13 protein-coding genes and 1 pseudogene are annotated in these 15274 nt (G+C 57.0%); 8 read left to right on the top strand and 6 right to left on the bottom strand.

Annotation, left to right across the window (positions count from 1 at the left end):
* Window positions 1–205: 205 nt before the first annotated feature.
* Both CAURIC_RS00870 and CAURIC_RS11025 read left to right on the top strand, forming a co-directional pair.
* Window positions 206–880 carry a CPBP family intramembrane glutamic endopeptidase gene (locus tag CAURIC_RS00870; RefSeq protein WP_235700840.1) on the top strand — a complete coding sequence of 225 codons (675 nt, stop codon included), beginning with the start codon at window positions 206–208 and terminating at the stop codon, window positions 878–880.
* A 752-nt stretch (window positions 881–1632) separates the two neighbouring features.
* Complete coding sequence (locus CAURIC_RS11025; protein ID WP_265915243.1) at window positions 1633–2469, top strand: LCP family protein; 837 nt, start codon at window positions 1633–1635, stop codon at window positions 2467–2469.
* A 44-nt stretch (window positions 2470–2513) separates the two neighbouring features.
* Here the strand turns inward: CAURIC_RS11025 and CAURIC_RS00860 are convergent, their stop codons facing one another.
* Entirely contained in the window at window positions 2514–3428 is a 915-nt protein-coding gene (locus CAURIC_RS00860) for a DUF5926 family protein (RefSeq protein ID WP_035115953.1), read from the bottom strand.
* A 163-nt stretch (window positions 3429–3591) separates the two neighbouring features.
* Window positions 3592–4356: a glycerophosphodiester phosphodiesterase gene (locus tag CAURIC_RS00855; RefSeq protein WP_035115956.1), complete on the bottom strand. Its 765-nt coding sequence runs from the start codon at window positions 4354–4356 to the stop codon at window positions 3592–3594.
* A gap of 40 nt (window positions 4357–4396) precedes the next feature.
* On the opposite strand from CAURIC_RS00855, the gene CAURIC_RS00850 reads away from it, so the two are divergent.
* Window positions 4397–5410, top strand: a complete 1014-nt coding sequence (locus tag CAURIC_RS00850) for a patatin-like phospholipase family protein (protein WP_084588256.1) — start codon at window positions 4397–4399, stop codon at window positions 5408–5410.
* A gap of 62 nt (window positions 5411–5472) precedes the next feature.
* On the opposite strand, the gene CAURIC_RS00845 is transcribed toward CAURIC_RS00850, so the two are convergent.
* Window positions 5473–6441 (bottom strand): L-lactate dehydrogenase, encoded by a 969-nt coding sequence (locus tag CAURIC_RS00845; protein WP_035115959.1) that lies wholly within the window; start codon window positions 6439–6441, stop codon window positions 5473–5475.
* Window positions 6442–6683: 242 nt separating this feature from the next.
* Between CAURIC_RS00845 and CAURIC_RS00840 the strand changes: the two genes are divergently transcribed.
* Window positions 6684–7286: a superoxide dismutase gene (locus CAURIC_RS00840; protein WP_035115962.1), complete on the top strand. Its 603-nt coding sequence runs from the start codon at window positions 6684–6686 to the stop codon at window positions 7284–7286.
* A gap of 38 nt (window positions 7287–7324) precedes the next feature.
* Here the strand turns inward: CAURIC_RS00840 and CAURIC_RS00835 are convergent.
* Window positions 7325–7882, bottom strand: a pseudogene (locus CAURIC_RS00835) (response regulator); the annotation flags it as partial.
* Between the two features lie 135 nt (window positions 7883–8017).
* On the opposite strand from CAURIC_RS00835, the gene CAURIC_RS00830 reads away from it, so the two are divergent.
* Window positions 8018–8275: a hypothetical protein gene (locus tag CAURIC_RS00830; RefSeq protein WP_035115965.1), complete on the top strand. Its 258-nt coding sequence runs from the start codon at window positions 8018–8020 to the stop codon at window positions 8273–8275.
* A 1195-nt stretch (window positions 8276–9470) separates the two neighbouring features.
* Here CAURIC_RS00830 and msrA read toward each other — a convergent pair.
* Window positions 9471–10205: a peptide-methionine (S)-S-oxide reductase MsrA gene (msrA, locus tag CAURIC_RS00825; protein ID WP_035115968.1), complete on the bottom strand. Its 735-nt coding sequence runs from the start codon at window positions 10203–10205 to the stop codon at window positions 9471–9473.
* 17 nt (window positions 10206–10222) lie between these two features.
* Window positions 10223–11701, bottom strand: coding sequence for a ribonuclease H-like domain-containing protein (locus CAURIC_RS00820; RefSeq protein ID WP_353959085.1), 1479 nt, complete (start codon window positions 11699–11701; stop codon window positions 10223–10225).
* Between the two features lie 393 nt (window positions 11702–12094).
* Here CAURIC_RS00820 and CAURIC_RS00815 point away from each other — a divergent pair, with 393 nt between their 5' ends.
* The 3 genes from CAURIC_RS00815 to CAURIC_RS00805 all read left to right on the top strand — a co-directional run bounded on the left by CAURIC_RS00815 (window position 12095) and on the right by CAURIC_RS00805 (window position 15268).
* A complete protein-coding gene (locus CAURIC_RS00815; RefSeq protein ID WP_035115972.1) occupies window positions 12095–12721 on the top strand; it encodes a DUF6474 family protein in 627 nt (208 codons plus the stop codon).
* 100 nt (window positions 12722–12821) lie between these two features.
* Window positions 12822–14633, top strand: coding sequence for an alkaline phosphatase D family protein (locus CAURIC_RS00810; RefSeq protein WP_084588257.1), 1812 nt, complete (start codon window positions 12822–12824; stop codon window positions 14631–14633).
* A 299-nt stretch (window positions 14634–14932) separates the two neighbouring features.
* Complete coding sequence (locus CAURIC_RS00805) at window positions 14933–15268, top strand: histone-like nucleoid-structuring protein Lsr2 (RefSeq protein WP_035115974.1); 336 nt, start codon at window positions 14933–14935, stop codon at window positions 15266–15268.
* Window positions 15269–15274 lie beyond the last annotated feature (6 nt).

The following is a 15274-nucleotide window of genomic DNA, read 5'->3' as shown; positions in this document are numbered from 1 at the left end:
TGAGACAGCGCCAGGCGAGACAGCGCTAGGCGAGACAGCGCCAAGCGAGACCCCGCCAAGTGAAACAGCACCAGGCGAGACAGCACCAAGCGAGACCCCGCCAAGTGAAACAGCACCAGGCGAGACAGCACCAAGCGAGACCCCGCCAAGTGAAACAGCGCCAGGCGGTATAGCGAGCCGGCCCCTCAGGTGGGAAATCCTACTAGTGCTGACAATCACGTTCGGCACGGCCGGTGTGCGCGCGGCACTACGACTCCTGGAAGCAACGCTCGATCCCACCCCGCTCAACGAACAAACCACCACAATTAATCGCACAGCCTCTGGGGTGGAGTGGTTGGACCCCGTTTTCCAAATCATCAGCAGTGGCGCCCTCTTTGCGTGGGGCGGGCTGGCGTTGTTTTTGCTACTGCGCCATCTGCCCGCCCCCATGGACTGGCGAATGCGGGCGAAGGACTGGCTGCACGGCGCGGGTTTAGCCGCAATTATTGGCCTGCCTGGGTTGGCTTTCTATTTCAGCGCGGTGCACTTGGGGCTTTCCCGGAACGTCGCCCCCAGCGGACTAGCGGATAACCCAGCCCAGCTGCCGTTGCTGGTACTAAATTCATGGGCCAACGGTTTCGCCGAGGAACTCGTCGTGGTTGCCTGGCTAGCCACTCGCCTGCGCCAACTGCGGTGGGGTTGGCCCGCGGTGTTCGCAGCTAGTTCCTTGTTACGTGGCAGCTATCACCTCTACCAGGGATATTCCGCAGGAGTAGGCAACATTGTCATGGGCATCATTTACCTCTGGTACTTCAAGAAAACAGGGAGGATTTGGCCACTGGTTATCGGACACGGGTTAATCGACACAGTCGCGTTCGTCGGTTATGCCGTGTGGTTATAGGGGTTTTGCACCGGTCTTGCCCCACAGCCTCCTTGTGTACCGAACTCGTGTCTCTCACCGCTTTCCACGCCCAGACTCCCGCAAGCAGGCGTACGATTCCCGCGCCCTAACACTTGCAATCTTGCTTAGGGATTACTGGGAGGTAAGTGTGTGAAAAAGAACTACATAAATGGCTCGCTACCATATACCCCATGACACCTCGCGATGATTCCGCCAAAGATGGCTTCGCCCGCGACCGAAACGGTGAGTTGATCTTAGACCGTTTCGGGCGCCCCGTTCGGCGTCGTAGTACTGTGCCACCCCCAGAGGGAAACCGGGCAGACAGCGCACGACCCGAAAGTGGCCACTCGGATGACACTTTCGCGCATAACCGGCGTACACCGCACCACGATAATCTCCCTCAACCAGAACCGCCTCGGTATCGCCGGCAACAAGTTCCACCCTCCCCGCAGGCGTCGCGCAGTTTCGAGAGCGTGCCACCTGCACAGGGGCCGCGCAGTTTCGAGAGCGTGCCACCTGCCCAGGGGCCGCGCGGTTTCGAGAGTGTGCCACCGCGCCCTTCCGGATCACCTAGCTTTGGTTCCTCGTCGCGTCGGAACCGCCCCACGGACTCTGGATCTTTGTTGTCCCGACGCCGCCGCGATCCCCAAGCCACACGTCGCCCACGCCGCCGGCCACGCTTCGGGCTGTTTAAAGCAGTGGCCTCATTATTGCTAGTTTTTGTTCTCCTCATGGTGGGCAGTCTGTTTTGGGTGGATTCAAAACTCAATCGTACGGAGGCTCTGCAAAACTACAGTGGCCGTGTGGGGAATACCAAGGGCACTAACTGGCTATTGGTCGGCTCGGACTCTCGCGCCGGTTTGGACAAAAAGGATGCAGACCGATTGATGGCCGGTGAACTCAATGACGCAGTGGGACGCACGGATACCATCATGATTGTCCATGTCCCCAGCCTTGGTGGTAAGCCCACCATGCTCTCGCTACCTCGCGATAGTTGGGTTGATATCCCTGGCCAGGGTCAGAATAAGTTGAACCAAGCCTTCAGCCTTGGTGGCCCCGCTCTGCTGCAGCAGACCGTGGAAAAAGCTACTGGTTTGCGAATTGATCGCTATGCCGAAATCGGCTTTGGCGGTTTTGCGAATGTCGTGGATTCCGTTGGCGGTTTGGAAATGTGTTTAAAAGAACCGCTTAATGATCCCATGGCCGGCATAAACCTCAAGGCCGGTTGCCAGGAAATGGATGGCCCCACCGCCTTGGGATATGTACGCTCCCGCTATACCTCCGCACGTGGTGACTTGGACCGTGTGGACCGTCAGAAAGAATTCCTATCGGCGTTGAGTAAAAAGGTGGCTTCCCCCGGGACCATCCTCAACCCATTCCGTGGTCTGCCCACTGCGAAGTCCCTCGCCTCCAGCCTGACCGTTAATAAAAAGGACCACGCTTGGAACTTGGCCCTGTTGGGCCTAGCCATGCGTGGTGGCGCTACACAAGAAACGGTTCCCATCGGCAGCTACATGGATACTTACGCGGGCAATGTAGCTGTGTGGGATGACCAAGCTGCACAGGCCATATTCAACAAGTTGAAATAGTCCGCCGTAGGCCGGCGCAGACCCTCAGGCGTAGTCGCGCACGGTCAGCGGATCGTTACCTCACGGGAAATGATGGTCTGCTTTGCCTTCTGCTCATCAGCGGTCAGCGCCTCGGAGTTCCCCAGTGCTGCATCCAGCTTCCTATCCAAAGCTTCTAGGCCAGCAGTCCACGCGCCGTACTCCCTGGTGTTGTCCAAATCCCACACAGGGACCAGCACACCGTGAGTACGGAACACCCCGGCGAACTTGGAACCTTCACCCAAGTGCAGTTCACCGGCTGCGTGCAGGCGAGCCAAGGCGTTCAGCAATTCAATTTCATCCTCTTGACGCACCCAGCGGATGTGGGCCTTCTCGCCCGGATCGATCCACCAGGCGGCACCCTTAATATCTGCATCAACGCGGTGGGACGGCAGGACCGAATCGTTGGCACGCTGCAAGGTAGCCATCACCTGAGGGTTACCCTGCTGCGCCTCGGTCAGCCACCAATTGAAGTCCTGGCTCACGGTGATGTCTTCCTGAGTGCTCTTATCCAGGAACTCCGTCAGCTCTGGCTCGGACCCATCGGCGATGCCGACTTCGAGGGATTGGCCAGGCTCGGCGGACTTCACCCAGTTGAGCACAAACGCCAGATCGCGGTGTGGGTTGTTGCCGCGGTGCTGCGTTTGCAGCGCGACATAGGCATCCCCGCCGTCCTCGGCGCTGCGCAACAGGGCTGCAACGGCGCCTGGCAGCACAGAGACGATGGAAACCTTGCGGTCGATCCCCTTCACTTCTGGCGTGAAGTGCGCGGAGGGGACGAACTCCTGCAGTGCGATGAGGTCCGCTTCCATAGCGAATCCGTCGTACGGACGAGGGTCCTTCTGCAACTTGGCGCGTTCCGCAGCGCGGGCAGCGAGCTTGGCCTGACGGCGGCTCATGCCCTCTGGAAGTTGCTCGTTGTTCTTTTTCTTCTTAGCCACGGCGCTTATCTTACCTTTAGGTATTGCCGAGCTCATCATTGCAAGACGAAAACCCTAACTCGCGCCCTGCACCCACAAGCGCCAGTCTGTTTAGGCATTGCCGAGCTCATCATTGCAAGACGAAAACCCTAACTCGCCCCCTGCACCGCGATCGTCCATCTGTCTAGGCATTGCCGAGCTCATCATCACGCCACATACGCGCCCGCCCCGGGTAGTTCGTCGCCAGCCACGTCACACCCCGGCGCGTGGCCCACCGCACGTCGTCTTCTTTATCAGCAGTCCACATATATGTGCCGTCGCCGAATCGCCCAATGATGTCGGGGCGGATCTTTCCACGCGCCACGCTCAAACCATGGGCATCTACCACGTGCAGTGCTTCCAAACCCGGATTCAGCATCCGTTGGTATTCCCGCCGGAGCAAAATGCGATGTATCCGCGGATTGATCATTTTGAACCGCACCAGCGATTGCGGGCTAAAGGAAATCAAATGCACGGCATCGCCTGCGGCCAACCCAGCGCGCACCAGCTCCTGTTGTAAGGCGTACTCCACCTTTGGTCCATAGCGATTGGGGTGTTTGGTTTCGATGAAAAGCTCCGGTGCGCCGTCGCGCCCGTCCGCCCGCGCCTGTTGGAAAACCTCCAGCAGTTCGCGCAACGTAAGAATGGGAGCGGGTTCTTCGGGCGTGCCGAAATTCAATTCTTGCAATTCCGCCAACGTCAGTTCGCTGATAACCGTTGTGGACGGGAGATTGGAATCCACACAAGTGCGCTCGATGGTGCGGTCGTGAAAACACACCAGCTGCCCATCGCGAGTCAGGCGAATATCGCATTCCATTCCGTCGGCTTGCCGCTCCACAGCTAATTCGTATGCGGCCAGGGTGTGCTCTGGGCGTTCCCCGGAGGCTCCGCGGTGGGCGACAATCTTCATAGGTTTAAGTTTTAGTACGCCTCCCCGCTTTCTGCAGGGCATGTACAGCCCCCAAAGTGGGATTGCCCCGTTCCCCCACTTGAGTGGCGAAGATGCCCGCCCCGCGGGGCGTCGGAAGAAAGGGCACTGTAGCCTTAAATGCGTGCGCAACCTTGGCATGCAAAAACCGCTCTCGCCCCCACCTAATGTGACCGATACGGCACTGGTATTCGAAGGGGGCGCTATGCGTGCCGTTTTTTCGGCCGCCATGGTGCAAGCACTGTTGGAAGCGGACGTAAATTTCGGTTGGGTATGCGGTAATTCCGCCGCTACCTCGCACGTGGCCTATTACATTGCACGCGATCCGGAGCGCATGCGCGCCACCTTCACCACATTCCCTTCCGATCCTAATTTCGGTGGGTTCCGCACATGGATGCGCGGCGATGGATTTTTCAACGCTCAATATATTTATGGCGCGGCGGGCATTCCGGGCCATCCGATGGAATTGGATTGGAATTACTTCCAGCGCTCACCAGTGCAATACCGGATTTCGGGTTTCAACGCGCGAACTGGGGAGACGAAGCACTGGGGTCGTGAAGATATCCATACTCCCCAGGAGTTTTTCATCCGCGCACAGGCTTCCAGCACTCTCCCGTTTTTCATGCCCCCTGTAGATATTGATGGCGACCCGTGGTTTGATGGCGCGTTCGGCCCCACGGGCGGCATTCCCATTGATTCGGCTATCCAAGATGGGTTCGAAAAGTTCTTGGTGATTCAAACCCGCACCCGCTCGTACCGCAAGAGCGCAGGTCACGTGGACTGGGGTGTGCAACGGATGTTTAAGAAATATCCGGCTTTGGTCGATTCGATCATTACCCGGCACGATCGTTACAACCAGGTTCGGGAGCAGATTTTTGAAATGGAACGACAGGGGCGCGCGTATGTTTTCGCCCCGCGTTCGCTGCGCATTACGAATGGTGATCGCAATATCCGCCGTTTGCTCAGCGCTTACGAATCCGGGCTGACCCAAGCACGCGAAGAAATGCCTGCCATCAAAAAGTTCCTCGGTCTATAGCCCTCCATTGCCGCCCCCGATTGCTCTAGGTGGACACTTTTCTCACTCTTTGCTTCTAGTTTTTAGTCCGACGCCACTTCCAGCAGCCCCGCTTTACCCATGACGTCGCGCAAAACACTGACTGAGTGGTCAAACTTGTTGAATTCTTCGTCGTCCAAATCCAATTCCACGACGTGCCGGATGCCGGTGCGATTGATAACCGCGGGCGTGCCGATGTACACGTCTTCGCGCCCATATTCACCGTCCAGCAGGGCGGATACCGGCAACACAACGTCCTGGTTCTGCAATACTGCGCGGGTAATTCGGGCTAGGCCCATGCCAATTCCAAAACTGGTTGACCCCTTGGCCTTAATGATGTCGTAAGCGGCGGTGCGCGTGCGCTCGAAGATCTCATCAGCCTGGGAGGGGCCATTTTCGCTAACCTGAGCCAGACGTTTGGGCAGGCCCACTCCCGCCACCGAACCGGCGGAGAGTACTGGCAGTTCTGTATCGCCGTGTTCACCAATGACGTAGGCATGCACGCTGGTATCCGCTACTTGAAAGTATTCGCCAAGTGCATGACGATAGCGCGCGGTATCCAGAATTGTTCCGCTGCCGATGATGCGGGCGGACGGCAGGCCACTGAACTTCCACGTTGCGTAGCTGAGAATGTCTACGGGATTGGTGGCCACGATGAAGATTCCGTTGAACCCGTGGTCCATAACGGCACCAACGATGTTGTTGAAGATTTCAGTGTTTCGGGTTACGAGGTCCAGTCGGGTTTCACCTGGTTTTTGCGCAACTCCCGCGCAGTTCACGACGATGGCCGCATCACGACAATCCTCGTAGGTTCCCATGGTGACGCGGGTGTTGTGACCTGACCAGGGCACGGCATGGTTGAGGTCTTGGACATGGCCCCACGTTTTGCGTTCGTCAATATCGATGATGGCGAGATGATCCGTGAGACCCTGGTTCACGATGGTGTAGGCGTACGCAACCCCCACGTCACCGGCGCCAATGAGGACAATCTTGGTTCCGCTTGTCAGCTCCATACGGCCTAAGCTACCCCGCAGCCAGATATCGCGCTGTCTGAACGTTACGTCCCCCTCGCACACACTGTTCAACTTATTGAACTTTCAAGTTCTATATGGCTGCTTGAAACGGCGCGCGCGCGAGGCCACACTTGAACACGTAACCGAAAAACCGCAGTTGAGCCCGCTGGAACGCTTGAGCGGGGTAAAGCGCGGGGCGTCGGTAACAAGACAAGAAAAGCAACGGAAGGAAAACAAGAACAATGGCTAAGTACGAGCTGCCACAACTGGACTACCCATACGACGCACTGGAGCCACACATCTCCGGTGAGATCATGGAAATCCACCACACCAAGCACCACCAGAATTACGTCAACGGAGCTAACAGCGCGCTGGAGAAGTTGGAAGAGGCTCGCCAGAACGGCACCATCGGCGCAGCAGTTACCGCCCTGTCCAAGGACCTGGCTTTCAACCTGGGTGGACACACCAACCACTCCCTGTTCTGGAAGAACTTGTCCCCTAACGGTGGCGGCGAGCCAACCGGCGAGTTGGCTGAAGCTATCAACCGCGACTTCGGTTCCTTCGAGGCATTCAAGGATCACTTCAGCGCTGCCGCCCTGGGCCTGCAGGGCTCCGGGTGGGCCGTACTGGGTTACGACCATGTCGCAGGTCGCCTGGTTGTCGAGCAGATGACCGACCAGCAGGGCAACCTGTCCATCAACCTCACCCCACTGCTGCTTCTGGATATGTGGGAGCACGCTTTCTACCTCCAGTACAAGAACGTGAAGGCTGACTACGTCAAGGCAGTCTGGAACGTCTTCAACTGGGACGAGGTTGCACAGCGCTACGAAGCAGCTTCCAAGTAAGCAACCCGCGCTCCCGGTTGGCGCAACAGGGGTGTGAATTAGCCACTGTGGCTGCTGCCAGCTGGGCGCTCGATTGAGCACTTCAACACGGACAACCCCGGCATCTCCTTGATATGAGGTGCCGGGGTATTCGCATACCTAGGGGAACGCGCAGTTGCGCTTGATACAACATGTCCGCCGAGCGTGCTTCGTGGTAACGACAAACGGTGTGCAGAACACGGCTTGGCGATCTCCGCATTTGAACATCCAGCACATAGCAACTCCAGGACGTTCTTCTGTGAAGAGCCCAGAGTCATGGCCTTGTTCGTTGCGGAATTGAAGAGGATGATGGACAGCTTCATCAAGCGTGTCACACACTGAGGAGATAAAGCCGTGCCGCCATTGCATGCATCATCGGCGGCATCGATGATCGAACGTGGTTTATCGCTTTTGATGACGTAGCCGGCACCGCCGTGGGCCAAGACCTGGAGCATTGTGTCATCCGTGTCAAAGGCAGTCATCGCGATGAAGATCGGTGGCTGCTCTAGCTCTTTGAGCTTGTCCAGGAATTCGACACCGTTCATCCGTGGCATGTGAATATCAGATACCACCACATCGCAACCATGTTCAGCCTTCGTCTACAATTAGGCAGAAAGGATGGTTTCCTTCCCGAAATATCCTCTTGGATAGAGGTATGACGCACGAGGATAAGCACGGCCAGCCACAAAGACTGAAGACAAAAAGAAGTGCTAATGATGCGAGCAAGCCCTTGGTTCAACGATAACAACGTTGATAATGATGCTGGCGCCGACTGGAAGCCGACCGAAAGCCCCAAGAATACGATCACCCTAGGACAAATGCGCTCAGATAGGGAGGGCGTGCCTGCCGGCTTCACCAAGGAAGAAGCCGACCGAGCTGAAGTGCAGGAAGCCCAAGAGCAAACTACTGCGCGCCGTGCTGGAGTACAGACCTTTGCAGCGGCCACACCGACGAACTGTCGCACCTATTGACCTTCCCCTTTTAAAGCCTGTGGTGAGATCCGTAAAAAGTACGATGCAATGAGAGGCCCGAACAGTTTTCTGACGTGGCCGAAATCCGCTTGTGCGAAAACCTATCGAGAAGGAACTGATAATCGGAGAATGCGTAATGGTCGAAGTGATGCTTATTACCAAGCAGTAAAGAACGTCTCACATTCCTTCTAGACCAGGAGCTGATTTTTCGTGCGAAAACTATTGATAGCCCCTTCCCTGAGTTGCTGATCCTCTTACTCGCACTCTTGGGAACCACTCGTCCAGCAATAATGCTCTTTTACTATCCCCAGTATGGAAGTGAGGAAGGGTTCTTCCAGAATTGGAATCAATCATTGATCATCGCCTGTGTATGTGCTGCATTACTCTCTCTGGTCGTTGCCGTAGTAGTTTTTCGCAGAATTGCGACAGGCATTGGACTGCTGATAGTTGGCTCAACAGTAGCCTTTATCTCTAGCGCGTCAGATGGCCCTAACATAGGAGCTGGCTTTGCTTTTTTCTTGGGTCGGTGCTGATCATCGCAGGCGCATCTCTAACCCTACGTTATGTAGCCCACTTGATACTTTCACGCTCAAACAATTCTGCGCTCCGGCATTGACAAACTCTTTAGCGCCATTACTGAGGATTTACCTAAATAGCTCAGTAACACCACGTGCGGGGAACTATCAATTCTTAAGCCGTACGAAGACAGGCCCCCGCAAGCGACGGTCGGCGAGAGATTTCACGACATCACTTTGCCGTTGTTTGTACTCGATAGTAATTCGAGGACATATAGGAGAACATTAGCTAGTAAAAAGCAGGGATCTACATACTCTGAACCTCGCAGTGTCCTAGCTTTCCTGCAATTCTCGCAATTCATAAAAGACGAGAAGGGTGAGCTCGTACATAGATCAACCTGGTTATTGTAGACTCCCTGCATACATCAATAGGAAGTTGGTTTTAGAATGCCCAAGGACGCGATGGACTTGTGGGAACGCTTTGGAGAGCCAACCTGGGATTTTCTCGTAGACGTACAGATACCCCTTCCAGAGTATTTCCCATACGACATTGACGATGCGAACTGTCTAGCCTCCTTGAGGTCTTACTACAGTTACGGGATTGAAGTGCGTGGCGATTTGGAGAGTCCTGATCCTAATGGCTACTTTCGCCGCCTCCCCCGCCCCGCGCAGATCATGCTCTACCCCAACACCCCGGTTGGGCAGCTCACACCGTTTGGCCCGTGGTTGCAGTACCCGCCAGGATTCTTATGCAGGTACTGCTGGTGCTCATCTTCCGCCAAGTAGTAGTGCCCATCCCCGATATCGGCCAGCAATCCCACCTCCGTCGTGATGTCCCCAAAGCCCTTCTCAGCAAAGCGCTCGCGCCAGCTTTCGATCGCAGCCTCAATCGTCTTTAGCTGCTCCGGCGAGTTCGCGTACACCGCCGACCGATACTGCGTGCCAATATCGTTACCTTGCTTATCGCCCTGGGTGGGGTCGTGATTCTCAAACGCAATAGCTACAACTTCCTCCGCAGAAATCACCTTCGCATCGAACACCACGCGGGTCACCTCTGCATGCCCTGTCCGGCCGGTACAAACCTCGCGATACGTCGGGTTCTGTGTGTACCCGCCGGCGTATCCCACCGAAGTACCCACTATCCCCTCCACGCCCCAAAACATCTTCTCGCCACCCCAGAAGCACCCCACGCCGATCACAACGTCGCGCAGGTCAGCCCGCTTTCCCTGTTGCTCCAGCCACTGGTTCCATGCCGCATCACCCGCCCCCTGCAGCGGCGTTCCCAACACCGCATTGGGCTGAGGCTCAGGCAAGACGGGGTGGCGCCCGCCCTTAAGCGCAGTTTCCGCTGTTACCCGTTCCGCCCGAAACGGCCCCTTCGCATTGAGTGCTGCAATCTTTTCAAACAGATTCATCGATTTTTCTCTCTAGCTCACGGTTGGCTGTTGTTTACTTTTTCGCCCGACGCCACGTCGTCCACACCCGGCGCGCCCCGCCGCAACCAAGCTCTCACCGAGGCGGTCGCTACGCAGTCGTCGGCGTTATAGCGCTCCAGAGTACGCCTAGCTACAGCTGCCTCGCTGCCGGTGCGCCCAACGGCTTTTTCAAACAGATCCACGGCCGCGCGGCCGTTCACACCCTCTTGGCTAAATTCGAAACCCGCCAGTGGCGCAATCGTTTTCAGCCCAAGCGAATCGCTGGAGGCGAGAGCCTTCCGGACAACGGGGAAGATGTCGCACCAGGCGTCGGAATTAATAAAAGCCTCGACGTCCTGAATCGACGGCATAGCAATAACCCGTGACCCAGCGGTGCCCTCCACGCGGTATTCACGGCCGCCGAACTGACGGGCGTAATAGCGCAGCCAGTGGTTTTCGCCCTGTGCGGCATACACCCACACGCGCAGAGTTTTCCCGTCTCTTTCAGCAGCAGCGCGCGATTGCTGCAGCCACTCCCAGAACTCCGCCACGTGTTGTCCCTCATCGCCATCGGCGGAGAAGTCACTGAACGCGACGTACCGCGAACCGTCGAAGGTGCCCCACAGGAACGTGCCACGGTTGGGGTGAGCCTCCATGTCCACGTCCACCTCCACGAGCTTCGCCAGCTCCCGGGCCATAGGGGCTTGCTTACCCTCCAGCACGAATTCCTGATTGCCCCACAACAATGGATCGCTCACCCAGCGGGAGTATTCACGCCGCAAGATGGTTTTACCCTGCAGCCACGCCCGGGCCAGCTGACTGGTCTCGCCCACGTTGGCGGCCATAAGCTGTGGCAGCGTATCAATCCCCCGCTCCCGCCACTTCCGGTTTTTATCTCCGGGGAGCAGCAGGGAGATATCGGCGGTCTCCAGCAACTGCAGCCGGCAGTGGTTGTGGAACTCGCACACCTTGCATTCCTTCACCCGACTGGGCCGGGTGGGGATTGATTCGGATAGTGCGGCCATTAAACCGGGCATAACGATTTCTGCGCTGTAGAAGAAGCAGCGCACCCGCGGCGACGCACCCGCGCGACCAATGAACCCAACCTCTGCAGCCGCCCTGCCCCATTCTTTCAAAATGGTGTGCGCCATGGCAGCGCGTTGCCCTTCGCCGGCTACTGTGCGGTGCCTCCATGCAACGGGGATGGGTTTGGATAAGCCCAACGCGGCCAGGTCCACGATGGCACAGTCAGCCTGGGCGCTGCTTTTAGCTGGGCGGGCGACCGCATGGCTGGAAATCACGACCGGGGCGTAGACAGTGCGGTCGTCGAACCCCGCGGTGTGGTCCATCCGCACGAGGAAGTCCACATAAACCCTAAATTCCGAGTTCTCCAAGACAGCCCCCGTGATAACGCGTGCGCCGGTCGCTATGGCTTCCAGCGTTAACTCCACGGCGTTGTCGTCGTCGAAGGGCACATCCACACGGGACCACGCCACCTTGTCACCAAGGCGCGACTTGTGCGGTAGTAACTCCATTACCGCTCGACGCCGGGACGCCGCGCCCGCCCGCGCCGACAACCGCTCTAATCCCGCCCCGGTTAGGTCTTTGACGGGTTCCCACGACCCAAGTTTGCGCCTTAACACCGCGCGATGCCTGCAACCGGTTAGATCGGCGGGCGTGAGTGGCGGCAGGTGGCCGACATTCACGTCGCTTTCACTGTAGGCGGGGTGCGATCTCACAATGCATCTCAGTGTAGCGCCGACCTGCGCGCGCAAGCTGAGCAGTATGCGCGGTAGGTTTGAAGTATTGTGGTTGCGGGGCGTCAAGGTGGTAAAACACCAAGAAGCACACCCGAGACTGACAAGTTAGCGAAAGACGTTCGGAGAAACATGGGATTGCTCAGCAAGATGCGCAAGCGCCGCCAAGAGAAGAAGGCTGCTTACAAGGCCGCTAAGCTGCGCGCGAAGGCCGAAGCCAAGGCTGATGCGAAGCTGGAAAAGCGCAAGGATAAGTACCTGCGCAAAACCGCCAAGCAGGTTCGTAAATACGACGCCAAGGAACTGAAAGCGCGCCGTAAGCACGAGGAATACATGGCCAAGAACGCCCTGCAGCAGATCAAGGCCGGTCGTTTCAATAAGAACAACGTTGCGCGCTACGCCACTGCTTTGCGCACGGCAGCTCCTGCGGCTTTACCACTGCTTTACCGGGCTATGGTGCAGATTCAGGAGAACTCCGAAGGGTCGCGGGCATCCCGTTCTGGTGTGACTCGCCGCAGCATGGCAGCCTTCAGCGGTGAAGGCGCGCCCCAGCGCGCTCGAATCAAGGCGGTCCGCGATGCAGTGAAGCGCGGTGTACCCAATGGTTTCGCCAAAGACATTGACGAGCGCCTAGACACCCTTGAGGATGCCGTACGAAACGCCGAGGCGATGCCTCCTAGTCAGCAGCGCCGCTTGCTGGGCAGCGTGTCCACCGAACTGGACCTGATTGAGTCGCAGATCGCGGAGAAGTCCGTCTAACTTCTATAGCGAGGGTCTACCACCCCCCGTTCACCCCCGAATGCATTATTGCTGACGCGTTCACCCAGCGGGATTAGGGAAGCCGTGGTGTGATTTCACCATGACGAATTCTGATCACTCCTCCGCTCCCTCTTCCGTCACCCCTGAGGTGAGCGAAGTTTCCTCTTCCGTCACCCCTGAGGTGGCCGAAGTTTCCTCCTCCTCAACTGCTGCAACTGCGATTACGCGCCGACGCGCTTTCCAGGCGGGCGCCACACTTACTGCTGCGGGCGCTGTAGCCGTTTCCGCCCAAACGGGCGCAGCTGCTGCCACTCCAGCACGTCACGCAGTATTTCAGCATGGTGTAGCTTCCGGCGACCCACTGCCCAACGGTGTTTTGTTGTGGACCCGCGTCACCAGCCGCCCCAATGACTACGCAGGTCGCGGTCGCGGAGTAAAGACCAAGTTGAAGTGGGAAGTCTCACCCAACCGCGATTTCAAAACGATCGTTACTTCCGGAACCGTCTTCGCAACTCCCGCCACCGACATGACGGTCAAGCCCGATGTCACGGGCTTGCAACCAGCGACCAGCTACTACTACCGCTTTATCGTGGTGGATGGCCCCTACCGTGGCCAGATTTCCCCCATCGGCCGTACGCGTACCGCCCCTGCCGCAGGCGCTAATGTTTCCGAACTGCGCTTCGCTCTGTTTAGTTGCGCGAACTGGGAGGCAGGTTACTTCAACGCCTACCGTGACATGGCAAAACGCACGGATCTAGACTTTGCCCTGCATGTCGGCGACTACATCTACGAATACAAGCGCGGCGAATACAACGGTAAACGGGGCGCGGTTCGTGGCCACCTTCCCGTGAACGAAATCGTTACATTGCAGGATTACCGCGAGCGTTACGCCCAGTACCGAACTGACTCTTCTCTGCAGGCAGCCCACGCCGCATGCCCCTGGATCGTGACATGGGATGACCACGAGGTTGCCAATGATACGTGGGCTGGCGGTGCCGAAAACCACACCCCTGGCCGGGAGGGCAGCTTCACCAAGCGCCGTGACGCAGCAATCCAAGCCTATTTAGAGTGGCTCCCCATTCGGGCTACCCCGTTCTCCCACGGCGGCCATATTTACCGAAACCTCAGCTTCGGCAACTTGGTAGAGCTCAACATGCTGGATCTGCGCACCTACCGCAACAAGCAGATGAGCTTCCTGAAGGCTAAGGGAATCGATCAGAAAAACCGAACCATGTTGGGCTCCGAGCAGTTCAAGTGGTTGGCGGGCAAACTGACCACGTCTCAGGCAAAGTGGAATCTGATCGGCAACTCCGTCATGATCTCCCCCGTCCTCATCCCACCACTAGATCCGAAAACAACTGCCGCTGTCACCCAGCTGCTTGGCCTGCCAGAGCAGGGCATGCCGTACAACTTCGACCAGTGGGATGGTTACGCCGCAGAGCGCCGTCGACTCATTAAACTGCTCACCGAGCGCAAAATTAACAACACCGTGTGGCTCACCGGTGACATTCACTCGTCGTGGGCAAACGATATTCCAGTTGAGCCAGGCGCTTATCCACACAAGGGGGTGGCGGGCGTGGAGATTGTCTGCACCTCAGTGACCAGCTCCAATATCGACGATATTTTGAAGCTTCCAGAGGACAATGCCCTTTCCCACACCGCGGAGGAAGCGTTCAAGGGAATGAACCGGCACATTAAATTCCTCGATTACGATTCCCACGGTTATACCGTGGTTCAGGTAACTCCTGAATTCGTGCACGCGGACTGGATGTTCATGCATAATGACGGAATCTTCCGTCGAAATGCACCTTTGTTCCGCGCCAAGTCCGCGCGAACCTACCGCGGTAAGGGTATCCGGTTGCACGGTAATCGTATTAATCCTGGCACCCACACAGGCCGTTCCGGAGTATAGATCCCCCCCATTACGGGCGAGTTAGCATCACCGCTACCTCGCCCGTTTCCCATCGGTCCAACCCCCTCACCACTAAGGGTTTCTTGTATTTTTCTTATATTTTTTCAATACTTCGCCAATAGATAGCCCACCTAAAGAAATGGCCTTCCCATGCTGCTGAACTGCTATAAGTTTTTCCCCTAAAAGTACCGGTGATTATTGGACCTCATGTTCAGACTTGCTTTTACCCAAACCTTGATTATCCTTGTTAAGAAAGCAATAAGGCCATAATCTCACCCAACGTTTTGGAGGCACCACTCATGGCACGTCGTGAAGTAACCCAGTTCTTCGATGATTTCGATAACACTCCCCTGTCCGAAGATGAAGTTAAGGTCGTTGACTTCACCGTTAATGGAGTGGACTACACCTTAGATCTCTCTCCAGAAAACTCCCAGAAATTCGACGATGCCGTGCAACCATTTGTCCAGGTTGCACGCCGCAAGCCACGCTCCGGCAAGCGTGTCAACCGGACCACTAATCCGGGCCAAAACAAGCGCATTCGCGAATGGGCAAAGAAAAATAACATTTCTGTTTCTTCCCGCGGTCGCATTTCTGCCGATGTCATTGAGCGCTTCGAGAAGGATCAAGGCAAGTAGTTGCTG

The sequence above is a fragment of the Corynebacterium auriscanis genome (genome assembly GCF_030408435.1).
GTDB lineage: Bacteria > Actinomycetota > Actinomycetes > Mycobacteriales > Mycobacteriaceae > Corynebacterium > Corynebacterium auriscanis.
The sequence above is the reverse complement of the archived record's forward strand: the minus strand, read 5'-3'. Positions and strand labels throughout refer to the sequence as shown.

Excerpts from the sequence above, each read along its gene's own strand:
- CAURIC_RS00855 (WP_035115956.1), bottom strand. The coding sequence starts at position 4,356 with ATGAAGATTGTCGCCCACCGCGGAGCCTCCGGGGAACGCCCAGAGCAC.
- CAURIC_RS00850 (WP_084588256.1), top strand. The coding sequence starts at position 4,397 with ATGTACAGCCCCCAAAGTGGGATTGCCCCGTTCCCCCACTTGAGTGGC.
- CAURIC_RS00845 (WP_035115959.1), bottom strand. The coding sequence starts at position 6,441 with ATGGAGCTGACAAGCGGAACCAAGATTGTCCTCATTGGCGCCGGTGAC.
- CAURIC_RS00840 (WP_035115962.1), top strand. The coding sequence starts at position 6,684 with ATGGCTAAGTACGAGCTGCCACAACTGGACTACCCATACGACGCACTG.
- CAURIC_RS00830 (WP_035115965.1), top strand. The coding sequence starts at position 8,018 with ATGATGCGAGCAAGCCCTTGGTTCAACGATAACAACGTTGATAATGAT.
- msrA (WP_035115968.1), bottom strand. The coding sequence starts at position 10,205 with ATGAATCTGTTTGAAAAGATTGCAGCACTCAATGCGAAGGGGCCGTTT.
- CAURIC_RS00815 (WP_035115972.1), top strand. The coding sequence starts at position 12,095 with ATGGGATTGCTCAGCAAGATGCGCAAGCGCCGCCAAGAGAAGAAGGCT.
- CAURIC_RS00810 (WP_084588257.1), top strand. The coding sequence starts at position 12,822 with ATGACGAATTCTGATCACTCCTCCGCTCCCTCTTCCGTCACCCCTGAG.
- CAURIC_RS00805 (WP_035115974.1), top strand. The coding sequence starts at position 14,933 with ATGGCACGTCGTGAAGTAACCCAGTTCTTCGATGATTTCGATAACACT.